Genomic DNA, 12,829 nt, shown 5'->3' on the forward strand with positions numbered 1-12,829 from the left:
CTTCTACAAGCTGAGCATCGATTCCAACTATATCCGGATGGACCGTGTCTCCAAGAATGTCTACTGGCTGCAGGATTCGCCGTACGGTGACATTGAGATGACGATCAATCTGTCCAAGCCGGAGAAAAGTCCGAAGGAAATCGCCATGGCCCGTCTGCTGCCGCCGCCGGTCTATCCGAAATGCCAGCTCTGCCGCGAGAATGTCGGTTATGCCGGCCGGGTGAATCACCCGCCGCGTCAGAACCTGCGTATTATTCCGATGGAGCTGAACAACGAGAAATGGTTCTTCCAGTATTCACCGTATGTATACTATAACGAGCATTGCATCGTCTTCCATCATGATCATGTGCCGATGAAGCTGACCAAGGATACGCTGAAGCGGCTGCTCTCCTTTGTAGAGTCATTCCCGCATTATTTCATCGGCTCCAATGCTGATCTGCCGATTGTCGGCGGGTCGATCCTGACCCACGATCATTTCCAGGGCGGACGGCATACCTTCCCGATCCAGAAAGCACCGAAGGAGGACAGCTTCACTCACGCCTCTTATCCTGGTGTAAGCCTGAGCATCGTCAAATGGCCGATGTCGGTGCTGCGTCTGCACGGGGAAGACCCGGCAGTTCTTCTGGAATGCGGAAATGCGCTGTATGAAGCCTGGCAGGGCTACAGTGACCCAGAAGCTGATGTGCTGGCGTTCAGTGACGTAGATGGAGTGCAGACTCCGCATAATACGGTTACTCCAATAGTGCGCCGTGCAGAGGACGGAGGCTTCGAGATGGATCTGGTGCTGCGCAACAACCGGACCAGCGAGGAGTATCCGGAAGGGATTTTCCACCCGCACCGGGAGATGCACCATATCAAGAAGGAGAACATCGGCCTGATTGAGGTTATGGGGCTGGCGATACTGCCGGGACGCCTGAAGGAAGAGCTTGATGCGGTTGCCGGCATTCTTGCCGGAGATCAGGCGCTGCAGCAGGCAGTGAAGAATGAAGAAGGCCACGCACTGGCACTGCATGCCTCCTGGATCAACGAGCTTGTGGAACGCTTCGGTACGGGACTTGACCGTGAGGAAGCGGTTAAGGTTGTACAGAATGAGGTAGGCATCAAGTTCATGCATATTCTGGAGCATGCCGGAGTCTACAAACGGACACCGGAAGGACAGGCAGCCTTCTGCCGGTTCGTCCAAAGCTTCGGTGCAGTATAAATAAGAAGTACAAACTACTGATAGAATGTCCCGGCCCTTGCGGCTTGGGGCATTTCTTACGTGCTGGAGGAAGATTGCTGCGCCGATTTGTATGCGGCCCGCCGGAGGTCTATAATATACTATTGCATCCTATTATCTAAACTACGGAGGTACACATATGCGTAAATTTGATTTTTATAATCCTACCAAGCTGATATTTGGACAAGGAACTTTGCAGGCGCTGCAAACCGAAGTTCCAAAATACGGTAAAAATGTACTGCTGATGTACGGAGGCGGCAGCATTAAACGCAGCGGGCTCTACGATAATGTGCTTGCTGAGCTGAAGGCAATCGGAGCGGTCGTTACAGAATTGGCCGGAGTTGAACCGAATCCGCGCTTGTCCACAGTACATAAAGGCGTGGAATTGTGCCGTGAGCACAATATTGAGCTGATTCTTGCTGTCGGCGGCGGAAGCGTGCTGGACTGTGCCAAAGCTGTAGCTGTAGGAGCGAAATATGAAGGCGACATGTGGGACTTTGTAGAACGTAAGGCGGCTCCTCAGGGCGCACTGCCGCTGGGCACGGTGCTGACAATGGCAGCTACGGGTTCGGAAATGAACAACGGTTCGGTAATCACGAATGAAGTTACCAAGGAGAAAATGGGCTGGGGCAGTGTACATGCCTACCCGGCATTCTCTATTCTTGATCCCGAGAACACCTTCTCTCTGCCGCGTGACCAGACCGTCTATGGCATGGTGGACATTATGTCCCATACGCTGGAGCATTATTTCCACACCGACGGCAATACGCCGCTGCAGGACGGCTTCTGTGAGACGCTGCTGCGCACCGTCATTGAAACGGCTCCGAAGCTGATCGAGGATCTGAACAATTATGAGCTGCGTGAAACGATCATGTACTGCGGAACGATGGCGCTGAACGGTATGGTGAGCATGGGCTTCGCCGGTGACTGGGCTACGCATAACATTGAGCATGCCGTCTCTGCAGTATATGATATTCCGCATGGCGGAGGATTGGCGATTCTTTTCCCGCAGTGGATGAAGTACAATCTCAGCACGAATCCTGCCCGCTTCCGCCAGCTTGCGGTGAACGTATTCGGAATTGATCCTTCCGGCAAAACGGATGAAGAAGCAGGACTGGAGGGAATTGAAGCCCTTCGCAGCTTCTGGGATTCCATCGGCGCTCCGAAGACGCTCGGTGATTATGACATCGATGACAGCGAAATCGGCAGCATGGCTGATAAAGCCGTGCGGTTCGGGCCTTTCGGCAACTTCCGCAAGCTGCAGCGCGAGGATGTTGTGGAAATCTACAAAATGGCGCTATAAGAGCTGGAATCCTTCTTCCGGGCCAATAGCAGCGCATAATATCAAGGCAAGCCGTTCCATAAAGGGAGCGGCTTGTTGTTCTTTGGCCATGAAAATTTCAGGATTTCATCTTGCCGAGATCCAATAATGAGATAATAATCCAACTTTGTGAAACCAAGGACATGATTTGAACGTTTATAGTAGTATGACAGTCCGGAACTACGAGACGGGAGGAGTAAATTATGCAAACGCTGTATATGGGCTGTTTGGCGCTCGGCGTAATTTTTGCGGTGGTCAGTGTACTGGTGGGGGATCTGATCGGGAGTGCTCTGCACGGGATTTTTGATTTCATCTCGTTCGATTTCCTGAATCCTGCGGTACTGGCAGGAGCAGTTACAGTATTCGGTGGGGCAGGAATACTGCTTACACGCTACAGCAGGATGGAAGATGGCGCTGTTCTTGCCTTGTCCCTGCTGATAGCGGCGTTTATGGCGGTGGTCCTTTATCTCGCAGTGATCAAGCCGATGGATAAAAGCGAGATGTCCACGGGCTTCTCCATGAATGATTTGCCCGGTAAGATCGGGGAAATTACGGTCCCGGTTCCGGCGGCAGGCTATGGGGAGATCATGGTGAAGTTCGGCGCGGGCAACAGCCTGCATACGGCGTCGAGCTTTGAGCACCAGCCCCTTCCTGCCGGGATCAAGGTGGTGGTAGTGGAGGTGCGTGATGGTGTCGCGCTGGTATCTGAATTTGAAGAGAGAAAAGGAGCGGATATGTAATGTACGATATTATTCCTGAGTATTTGTTTATTCCTGCTGTAGTTGTTGCTGTGCTGTTTGTTCTGGGGATTGCGTTTTGGGCGCGTTATAAAACCGTGGGGCCTGATGAAGGGATGATCGTTACCGGATCGTTCCTCGGCAGCAATCATATTTCCGATGACGGCTCCGGCCGGAAAATCAAAATTGTCCGCGGGGGAGGCGCCTTTATCCTTCCGGTATTCCAGAATGCAGAATTCATGTCACTGCTCTCCCATAAGCTTGATGTGACGACACCGGAAGTGTATACGGAGCAGGGTGTTCCAGTTATCGCCGACGGCGTGGCAATTATCAAGGTGGGAAGCTCGACAGAGGATGTAGCGACGGCTGCCGAGCAGTTTATGGGTAAGCCGATCGAAGCGCTGAAAAGTGAAGCCCAGGAGGTACTGGAGGGCCATTTGCGGGCCATTCTCGGTTCAATGACCGTAGAAGAGGTCTACCGCAACCGGGACCGTTTTGCCCAGGAGGTGCAGGGAGTCGCGGCGCGTGATCTGAAGAAGATGGGGCTACAGATCGTCTCGTTCACGATTAAGGATGTGCGTGACAAGCACGGTTATCTTGAAGCGCTCGGGAAACCGCGGATCGCTGCTGTGAAGCGGGATGCGGAAATCGCTGAAGCGGAAGCGCTGAGGGATGCGCGGATTCAAAAGGCGAATGCGGAGGAGCAGGGGCAAAAAGCAGAGCTGCTGCGTGATACGAACATCGCCGAAGCGTCGAAGGACAATCAGCTCAAGGTCGCTGCGTTTAAGCGCGATCAGGATACAGCCAAGGCGGAAGCCGACCAGGCGTACCACATCCAGGAGGCACGTGCCAAGCAGACAGTGGTGGAAGAGCAGATGAAGGTTGAGCTGGTCCGCAAGGAGCGAGAAATCGATTTGCAGGCTAAGGAAATTCAGGTCCGCGAGAAGCAGTATGATGCGGAAGTGAAGAAAAAGGCGGAAGCCGACCGTTATGCGGTAGAACAAGCGGCGGAAGCCGACAAAGCTAAACGGATGCGCGAGGCGGATGCCCTGCAGTACAGCATTGAGAAGCAGGCGCAAGCGACTTCCGAGCAGAAACGGCTTGAGGGCCAGGCGATGGCCGATGCGGAGCTGGCCAAAGGTAAAGCGGAAGCCGAGGTTATCCGGCTGCGCGGTCTTGCCGAAGCAGAGGCCAAGGAGAAGCTGGCCGAAGCCTTCCAGAAGTTCGGCGAAGCAGCGGTCCTCGACATCATCGTCAAGATGCTGCCAGATCTGGCCGGCAGGATTGCCGAGCCGCTGGCTTCCATCGATAAGCTTACAGTGGTGGATACCGGCAACGGCGAAGGTGCAGCCCGGGTCAGCAATTATGTGACCCAGCTGATGTCCACCGCTCCGGAAATGCTAAAGAGCGTATCCGGCATTGATGTGGAGGCACTGATCAAAGGACTCACCAAGAAATCCGTGCCAGCACCTGCTGGCAGCATTATTCATGCGGTGCCGCAGCCGCAAAGTCCGGCTGAGAGCAAAGAGTTAACCGAATAGCTGATACCATGAAGTGCTAATATAGGCGGTGCCAGACTTCTCCAGCTAAGGCTCCTTAAGAATCAGCACGTCTCCTGCAACAGCAGACGTGCTGATTCTTCTGTATTCAGGTTCTGGCTGCAAACTTAGTGAGTATAATCAGATCGATCGGAGGAGAACAGAGTGGAGCTGATACTGGATAATATCAGGAAGAGCTATAGTGATAAGCAAGTGCTGAAAGGCATCGACTTTACTTTTGAGAAGGGTAAAATCTACGGTCTGCTGGGGCGCAACGGCGCAGGTAAAACCTCGCTGTTCAACTGTCTGAGCGGAGAAACCCGGATGGACAGCGGAGGCGTATTTCTGCGTAGAGAGAATCTCAGCCTGCCGCTGCGCGAGGATGAAATCGGCTATGTCTTTTCCCTGCCCATTCTTCCGGAGTTCCTGACCGGCTATGAATTTGTGAAGTTCTATATGGATATCAACCGGGACAAGATTGAGCCGGGGAGAACCATCGAGGACTATTTTGACATCATCCGGTTCGAGGAGGAAGACCGCCACCGGCTGATTAAGGGTTATTCCCATGGCATGAAGAACAAAATTCAGATGCTCTGCTTTATTATCACAAGGCCGCCGCTGATTCTGCTGGATGAGCCGCTGACCTCGTTTGATGTCGTAGTGGCACTTGAAATCAAGAAGCTGCTGCGGGAAATGAAGCAGGACCATATTATTATCTTTTCCACCCATATTCTGCAGCTTGCCGCCGATCTGTGTGATGAGCTGGTTATATTGAACAAAGGAGTACTTCAGGAAATCCCTGCAGATACGCTGCACAGCCCGGAATTTGAGGAGCGGATCATCACGCTGCTGAGGGACGGGGACGGCCATGTTTAGTACGCTTAACAGTATTATTGAGATCCGTGGGGCATCCGGCGCGAACCGGCTGATGTACTATTTTGGAAGAATACCTTTACTCGGAAAAGTAATGAATGACAGCGTATATTCACGTAGTGGGCTCAAAAAAACGTTTACTGCAATTGCGGTTATCCTGAACATTCTGTATGGCTTTCTGTCCAAGTTTGCTTATTTGGGACTGGTTGTTTTCTTCCCTATAATGCTTGCCGGTAAAGAACTTCCGCTGTCTCAGCAATACGATTTGTATCTCCATGTTGTGGTGCTGCTGAGCTTTGGGGTCAGTGCGGTTTCGAGTGCAGTTATTTTGGAGCCCAAGCGGGATAAATACATCTGTGTCAAACTGATGCGGCTGCCCGCCGATAAGTACATGCATGCGGTTATGACCCTAAGGGGGCTGACCTTTTTTATTTATTTTGTGCCGGCGATGATGGTCTTTGCGGGTGAGTATGGCGCGCCTCCCTGGCATGGTCTGCTGCTGTCCCTGCTGCTGACACTCTGGCGGACAGCCGCAGAAGCGTTGCATTTATGGATTTTTGACCGCAAGGCAATTGTGCTGGTTAAACAGACGACCCTAGTCTGGATTGTAATTGGAGCCGGCTATCTGCTTGCTTTCACACCACTTTATACAGGAAATGCCTTGCTTGATATGGCTGCCACGTTATTTAATCTGCCGATGAGTCTTGCGCTGCTCTTGATAGGGATGATCTCGGCAGTGTATATTGCCAGATACCGGGGCTACCGGAACGCAGTCGATGCGGTGACCAAAATCGATGATCCGCTGCTTGATATGGGCCGGATGATGAGAGAGGCAAACCAGAAACAAGTAGAGACCAAGGAGCAGGACTTTCAGGAAGAGCAGCTTCGGCGTGATCAATTTGCAGGAAAAAACGGTTATGCCTACTTGAATGCGATCTTCTTTTCTCGGCATCGGCGCTTTCTGGTGCAGCCCGTTCAGCGGCGTTTGGTGATTATCGGGGCGCTTTTTGCCGCCGGGCTGCTGCTGCAGCTCTCCGCACCGGATATATTCGCGAAGCTGGCCCGGTATTTGATCAGTGCTTTGCCTGCATTTATTATCATCATGAATTTTAGTTCCATCGGGGAGCGGGTCTGTAAGGCGATGTTTTTCAACTGTGACCTTAGTTTGCTGCGTTACGGGTTTTACCGGGAGCGGTCGGCTATTCTCCGTAATTTTTGCATTCGTCTGCTCCGCATCAGCATGCTTAATCTGATTCCGGCTACGGCCATCAGTCTGGTGTTGAACCTGCTGATTCTATTGTCCGGAGAGACCTGGGGTGCGGCGGATGCCCTTGCTTTCTGCGGAACGATTCTCGGGTTGTCACTGTTCTTTTCTGTGCATCATTTGTTTATGTACTATATCTTCCAGCCTTACAGTACAGAGCTGAACGTGAAGAATCCGTTCTTCAGCATCGTCAACAGCATTATCATGGCGGTAGGGATCATTTGTATGCAGTTCCAGAGTACACCAGCGTATTTCGCCGTGACTGTACTCCTGACAGCAGCAGCCTATATGGTGATTGCCCTATTCCTGGTCTACAAATATTCCGCAAGAACCTTCCGTGTAAAATGACTGCTCTCCCGGTACTCTTCCAATAATCGATTCTTGATGTTATGATGGTAGCTCAAGTATAATCTACACATGCTGCTATGATAGACAGGCTGCTCGAAGAAACAGGTATTCAGAAGTAAAAGAGGTGTCAGAAGTGGGCAGCATAACAGTGGCCAAGGTTCTCAATAACAATGTAATTATTGCCCAGCACCCCCAATATGCCGAGGTCGTCGTGATTGGCAAGGGAATCGGGTTTAACCGTAAAAGCCGTGACAAGATCAATCTGTCCTCCGTGGAGAAAATGTTTATTCTCCGTAACCAGGAGGAACAGGAACAGTATAAGCAGCTGGTTCCCCAGGTGGACGAGAAGCTCATTGAGGTTGTGCAGGAAATTGTGCTGCATATTATTCAGAGCAGCAGTCAGCCGCTCAATGAACACATCCATATTGCACTTACAGATCATATTTCATTTGCCATTCGCCGTAATGAGCAGAATATCGCGATTCACAATCCTTTTTTGTATGAGACCAAAGAAATTTATCCGGAAGAATACACACTGGCAGAGTACGCGATAGGAAGAATTAACGAGAAAATGGCGGTTACTTTGCCGGTCGATGAGATTGGTTTCGTTGCCCTGCATATTGTCAGTGCGCTCAGCAACCGGGATATCTCAGAGGTGAAGCAGCATTCGCTGCTGATCGGAGATTTAGTGAGCCTGGTGGAAGATAATTTGAATTACCGTGTTCCGCGTGATTCGCTGGATTATTCAAGGCTGGTCACCCATCTGCGTTTCGTGCTGGAAAGGCTGCGCCGCGGTGAAACGGTGCGGGAAACATCCTCCCTGGACGGTCTGATGAAGCGTGAGTATCCGGAAATGTACATGCTGGCCTGGAAGCTGACCAAAGTCATTGAACAACGGGTCCGTATTCCGGTATATCCGGCAGAAGTAAGCTATCTGACGATTCATTTGCAGCGCCTGGCCCAGAAGAAAGAGGATGAGGCGGATATGGAGCAAGAGTTCTAAGCACTGATGCCACAAAAGTTTTTTTGGGGTTAATGTATAAAAATGATTTTATTCAAAATCATGCTTGCAACTTTGAATTATCGATGCTACAATGATCCCTGTTATCCATGAACAGAATACCAACGTGTAACTGATACGATCAGGCATGAGTGATTTACAGTATTTATGGTTGTAATCCCCTAAGTCGGGGTAATCTAACTTTAGTGTTAGAAGGCAACCTGTATGCTGTATTGCTCATGCCTTTTTTGGCGTTTTGTTTGGGAAGAAATTTAGATTAAGGAAGTGACCTCAATGTTCAAAAAGTTGTTTGGCGTTTTGCAGAGAGTCGGTAAGGCTCTGATGCTTCCTGTAGCAATTCTGCCTGCGGCAGGTCTGCTGCTCGGAATCGGCAACATGCTGGTTAACCCTGACTTCCTTCAATATGTTCCGGCATTGGAAAACGACGTGGTTCAAGCCATTGCCAATGTATTGATGAACTCAGGACAAATTGTCTTTAGTAACCTGTCACTCCTGTTTGCAGTCGGGGTAGCCATCGGGCTTGCCGGCGGTGAAGGGGTAGCCGGGCTTGCAGCGATTATCGGTTTCCTGGTTATGAACGTGACCATGGGTACCGTGCTCGGAATCAATGAATGGGTGCTGAGCAAGCAGGACTTTGCTTATGCCAGCGTCCTGGGGATTCCAACCCTGCAGACCGGTGTGTTCGGCGGTATCCTCGTCGGGATACTCGCAGCGTCTATGTACAAACGATTCTTCCGTATTGAGCTGCCGTCGTACTTAGGCTTCTTTGCAGGAAAACGCTTTGTGCCGATTATGACGGCTGTAACCTCTTTGATCCTCGGTCTAGCACTGACGATCATCTGGCCGCCAATCCAGCATGGCCTGAACTATGTGTCGCAGAGTATGATCAACACGAATCTGACGCTTTCAGCCTTCATTTTCGGGGTCATTGAGCGTTCATTGATTCCTTTCGGTCTGCATCACATTTTCTACTCGCCATTCTGGTATGAATTCGGAAGCTACATCGATAAAGCCGGCAACCTGGTCCGCGGGGACCAGCGGATCTTCATGCAGCAGCTGCGTGACGGTGTAGAATTCACAGCGGGTACCTTCACTACCGGTAAATATCCGTTCATGATGTTCGGTCTGCCGGCAGCGGCACTGGCGATTTACCATGAAGCCAGACCCGAGCACAAAAAGGTTGTCGGAAGCTTGATGGTATCTGCAGCGCTCACTTCCTTCCTGACAGGGATTACTGAGCCGCTCGAATTCTCATTCCTGTTTGTTGCACCGCTGTTGTTTGCAGTACATGCGATTTTTGCCGGACTGTCCTTTATGACCATGCACATTCTGAATGTGAAGATCGGGATGACCTTCTCCGGCGGTTTCATCGACTATGTATTGTTCGGTATTATCCCGAACCGTACAGCTTGGTGGCTGGTTATTCCGGTAGGTCTGGTGATTGCTGTAATTTACTACTTCGGATTCCGTTTCGTTATCCGCAAGTTCAACCTCAGAACTCCGGGCCGCGAAGATCCGTCTGATGATGCGGACGAAATGGATGCAGCGAATGTCTCCAAAACAGGTGACGATCTGCCGCGCAACATTCTTGCTGCGCTAGGCGGCAAAGAGAACATCACGCATCTGGATGCCTGCATCACCCGTCTCCGGGTTGAGGTTAAGGATAAAGCGGGTGTCGATAAGAACCGTCTGAAGAAACTGGGCGCTTCCGGGGTGCTTGAAGTCGGAAACAACGTCCAGGCGATTTTCGGAACTCGTTCCGATACCATTAAATCGCAGATTCAGGATGTTATGAACGGCAGAACACCTGCGCCTGCCCCTGCTGCCCCGCAGCCTGAGCTTGAAAAAGCAGCAGGCGAACAAGGAACAGCGATCATTCCAGAGGACATTGTATCTCCGGTTAACGGCGAGCTGCTTGATATCACGCAGGTTCCTGACGCTGTCTTCTCGCAAAAAATGACAGGTGACGGCTTTGCCTTCCTGTCCAATGACGGCAAAATTGCTTCGCCGGTATACGGTAAAGTATTCAATGTATTCCCAAGCAAGCATGCAATCGGCATTATGTCCGACGGGGGTAAGGAAGTACTTGTACACATTGGCGTAAATACAGTGAAGCTGAAGGGTCAAGGATTTACGGTTCTTGTCGAAGAAGGCGACCTGGTAGCAGCCGGACAGCCGATTATGGAAGTGGATCTGGAGTATGTGAAAGCCAATGCGCCTTCCGTTATTTCACCGGTCATCTTCTCCAATCTGCCGGAAGGTTCTACAGTTACCTTGAAAAAGCCGGGCAAGGTTGTTATCGGCGACAAGGATATCATCACGATTCAGTAAAATGTGCAATGGCGCAGCGCATCCATTATAATCTAGTGGAGGCGCTGCCCTCACTTATAAATATATGCGATTACAACAATACTAAAATGAACAGAAAGCGAGTTGGATTATTATGCAAAAAACATTCAAAATTATTGACGAAGATGGAATTCATGCACGTCCAGCAACTGCCCTGGTAAATACAGCTACTAAATTTAAAGGTACAGAAGCTTTTGCAGAAGCAAAAGGTAAAAAAGTAACTCTGAAATCCATTCTCGGTGTATTGTCCCTGGGTCTTGAAGCAGGCGACACCCTCAGCCTGATTACTGAAGGCAGCGAGGAAGCCGAAGCACTCAGCGCATTGCAAGATGTGATGATCAAAGAAGGGCTGGGAGAGATTCATGAGTAAAATTTCAGGAATCGCGGCTTCAGCAGGTATTGCAGTAGCCCGTGCATTTATCCTGGAACATCCGGATTATACGATTACGAAGACTGCGGTAAGCGATGTGGAAGCCGAACTGGCCAAACTGCAGGACGCCCTGGAAAAATCAAAGGGCGAGCTGCAGGCCATCAAAGAACGTACGCTTGCTGAGCTTGGCGAGAAGAAAGCGGAGATTTTTGAATCTCACCTGCTGATTCTTGAAGATCCTGAGCTGATCAGTCCTGTAATGGATAAAATCCGTGAAGAAGCGGTTAATGCAGACTACGCCTTGAATGAAGTAGCTACGCAATTCGTAGAAATGTTTGAGAATATGAAAAGCGCGTACCTGCAGGAGCGCGCCGCCGACATGCGCGATGTAACCAAGCGTGTGCTGAACCATCTGCTCGGTATTCATTACGTGAGCCCTGCAGAGATCAATGAAGAAGTTATCGTTATTGCGCTGGATCTGACTCCATCTGATACAGCTCAGCTGAACCGTAAATTCGTTAAAGGTTTCACAACGAATATCGGCGGACGTACTTCCCACTCAGCGATTATGGCCCGTTCTTTGGAAATCCCGGCAGTTGTCGGCACCAAAAACGTATTGTCCCTGGTTAAAGCAGGCGATCTGGTTATTGTCGACGGTTTGAGCGGCGATGTCTTGATTAACCCTAGCGATGCTGAAGTGGCAGAGTATAAAGCGAAGCAGGAAGCATACGATCTGCAGATTGCCGAGTGGAAGAAGCTCCGCGATGAAGCAACCGTATCTGCTGACGGCAAGCATGTAGAGCTGGCTGCTAATATTGGTACTCCTAATGATGTGACAGGTGTAATTGAGAACGGCGGCGAGGGCGTAGGCCTGTATCGTACTGAATTCCTTTACATGGGCCGCGATAAGCTGCCTTCTGAAGAAGTTCAATACAATGCTTACCGCACTGTGCTCGAGAACATGAACGGCAAACCGGTTGTTGTACGCACGCTGGATATCGGCGGCGACAAGGAGCTGCCTTATCTGGAGCTTCCGAAGGAAATGAACCCGTTTCTCGGCTTCCGCGCTATTCGCCTGTGTCTGGACCGTCAGGATATTTTCCGCACCCAGCTGCGCGCTTTGCTAAGAGCAAGTGCCCACGGCGATCTGCGGATCATGTTCCCGATGATTGCCACACTGGGTGAATTCCGTGCAGCCCGCGACCTCCTTCTTGAGGAAAAAGCGAAGCTGCGTGAAGAAGGCAAGGAAGTCTCCGACAATATCCAGCTGGGCATCATGGTAGAGATTCCTTCTACCGCTGTACTGGCTGACCAGTTTGCCAAGGAAGTTGATTTCTTCAGTATCGGAACAAATGACCTTATTCAATATACAATGGCTGCCGACCGTATGAATGAACAGGTATCGTACCTGTACCAGCCATACAACCCGGCGATCCTGCGTCTGGTCAAAATCGTGATCGACGCGGCGCATGCTGAAGGCAAATGGACCGGCATGTGCGGTGAAATGGCTGGAGACTCCACCGCGATTCCACTGCTGCTTGGACTGGGTCTTGATGAATTCAGCATGAGCGCTACTTCCATCCTGCCGGCACGCAGCCAGATTTCCAAGCTGTCCGCTGCGGACATGAAGGAGATGGCAGCTAAGGCGCTGCAGCTCGGCACTGCCGAGGAAGTTGCTGCACTTGTTCAGAGCACGTACAGTAATTCGGTTCAAGAGCAAGATCCGTTTTGGCAAGTTCACTTTTCCAACTACTCTATGCCGGTCTCCTAACAGGAGACCGGCTTTTTT

Annotated in this window: 9 protein-coding genes and 1 pseudogene; all 10 read left to right on the top strand. The window is 50.9% G+C overall.

The features are described 5' to 3' along the window. A partial coding sequence (locus AQR02_RS04995) for a UDP-glucose--hexose-1-phosphate uridylyltransferase (protein ID WP_054939636.1) occupies nucleotides 1-1,201 on the top strand: 1,201 nt, incomplete at its 5' end. A 157-nt stretch (nucleotides 1,202-1,358) separates the two neighbouring features. Further along, on the top strand, nucleotides 1,359-2,522 hold the full coding sequence (locus AQR02_RS05000) for an iron-containing alcohol dehydrogenase (protein ID WP_054939637.1): 1,164 nt from the start codon (nucleotides 1,359-1,361) through the stop codon (nucleotides 2,520-2,522). A gap of 221 nt (nucleotides 2,523-2,743) precedes the next feature. Beyond that, nucleotides 2,744-3,280, top strand: a complete 537-nt coding sequence (locus tag AQR02_RS05005) for an NfeD family membrane protein (protein ID WP_054939638.1) — start codon at nucleotides 2,744-2,746, stop codon at nucleotides 3,278-3,280. Then, nucleotides 3,280-4,818: a flotillin lipid rafts scaffold protein FloT gene (locus AQR02_RS05010; protein ID WP_108721973.1), complete on the top strand. Its 1,539-nt coding sequence runs from the start codon at nucleotides 3,280-3,282 to the stop codon at nucleotides 4,816-4,818. The genes AQR02_RS05005 and AQR02_RS05010 overlap by 1 nt, the downstream gene beginning before the upstream one ends. Before the next feature lie 162 nt (nucleotides 4,819-4,980). After that, on the top strand, nucleotides 4,981-5,691 hold the full coding sequence (locus tag AQR02_RS05015; RefSeq protein ID WP_054939639.1) for an ABC transporter ATP-binding protein: 711 nt from the start codon (nucleotides 4,981-4,983) through the stop codon (nucleotides 5,689-5,691). Then, a complete protein-coding gene (locus AQR02_RS05020) occupies nucleotides 5,684-7,300 on the top strand; it encodes a hypothetical protein (protein ID WP_054939640.1) in 1,617 nt (538 codons plus the stop codon). Before AQR02_RS05015 ends, AQR02_RS05020 begins: the two co-directional genes overlap by 8 nt. Before the next feature lie 133 nt (nucleotides 7,301-7,433). Continuing rightward, a complete protein-coding gene (gene glcT / locus AQR02_RS05025; RefSeq protein ID WP_054939641.1) occupies nucleotides 7,434-8,303 on the top strand; it encodes a glucose PTS transporter transcription antiterminator GlcT in 870 nt (289 codons plus the stop codon). A gap of 291 nt (nucleotides 8,304-8,594) precedes the next feature. Beyond that, the gene (gene ptsG / locus AQR02_RS05030; RefSeq protein ID WP_054939642.1) at nucleotides 8,595-10,652 is read left to right on the top strand and encodes a glucose-specific PTS transporter subunit IIBC; all 2,058 of its coding nucleotides are present in this window, start codon (nucleotides 8,595-8,597) and stop codon (nucleotides 10,650-10,652) included. 112 nt (nucleotides 10,653-10,764) lie between these two features. Then, nucleotides 10,765-11,040 (top strand): HPr family phosphocarrier protein, encoded by a 276-nt coding sequence (locus AQR02_RS05035; protein ID WP_054939643.1) that lies wholly within the window; start codon nucleotides 10,765-10,767, stop codon nucleotides 11,038-11,040. Further along, nucleotides 11,033-12,733 (top strand): annotated as a pseudogene (gene ptsP, locus AQR02_RS05040) (phosphoenolpyruvate--protein phosphotransferase); the annotation flags it as partial. The gene AQR02_RS05035 and the pseudogene ptsP, both read left to right, overlap by 8 nt. Nucleotides 12,734-12,829 lie beyond the last annotated feature (96 nt).

This window comes from Paenibacillus ihuae, assembly GCF_001368795.1.
Classification (GTDB): Bacteria; Bacillota; Bacilli; order Paenibacillales; family Paenibacillaceae; genus Paenibacillus_AQ; species Paenibacillus_AQ ihuae.

Bases quoted from the DNA above. Each gene is read 5' to 3' on its own strand.
- AQR02_RS05000 (WP_054939637.1), top strand. From the start codon at position 1,359: ATGCGTAAATTTGATTTTTATAATCCTACCAAGCTGATATTTGGACAA.
- ptsG (WP_054939642.1), top strand. From the start codon at position 8,595: ATGTTCAAAAAGTTGTTTGGCGTTTTGCAGAGAGTCGGTAAGGCTCTG.
- AQR02_RS05020 (WP_054939640.1), top strand. From the start codon at position 5,684: ATGTTTAGTACGCTTAACAGTATTATTGAGATCCGTGGGGCATCCGGC.
- AQR02_RS05010 (WP_108721973.1), top strand. From the start codon at position 3,280: ATGTACGATATTATTCCTGAGTATTTGTTTATTCCTGCTGTAGTTGTT.
- AQR02_RS05035 (WP_054939643.1), top strand. From the start codon at position 10,765: ATGCAAAAAACATTCAAAATTATTGACGAAGATGGAATTCATGCACGT.
- AQR02_RS05005 (WP_054939638.1), top strand. From the start codon at position 2,744: ATGCAAACGCTGTATATGGGCTGTTTGGCGCTCGGCGTAATTTTTGCG.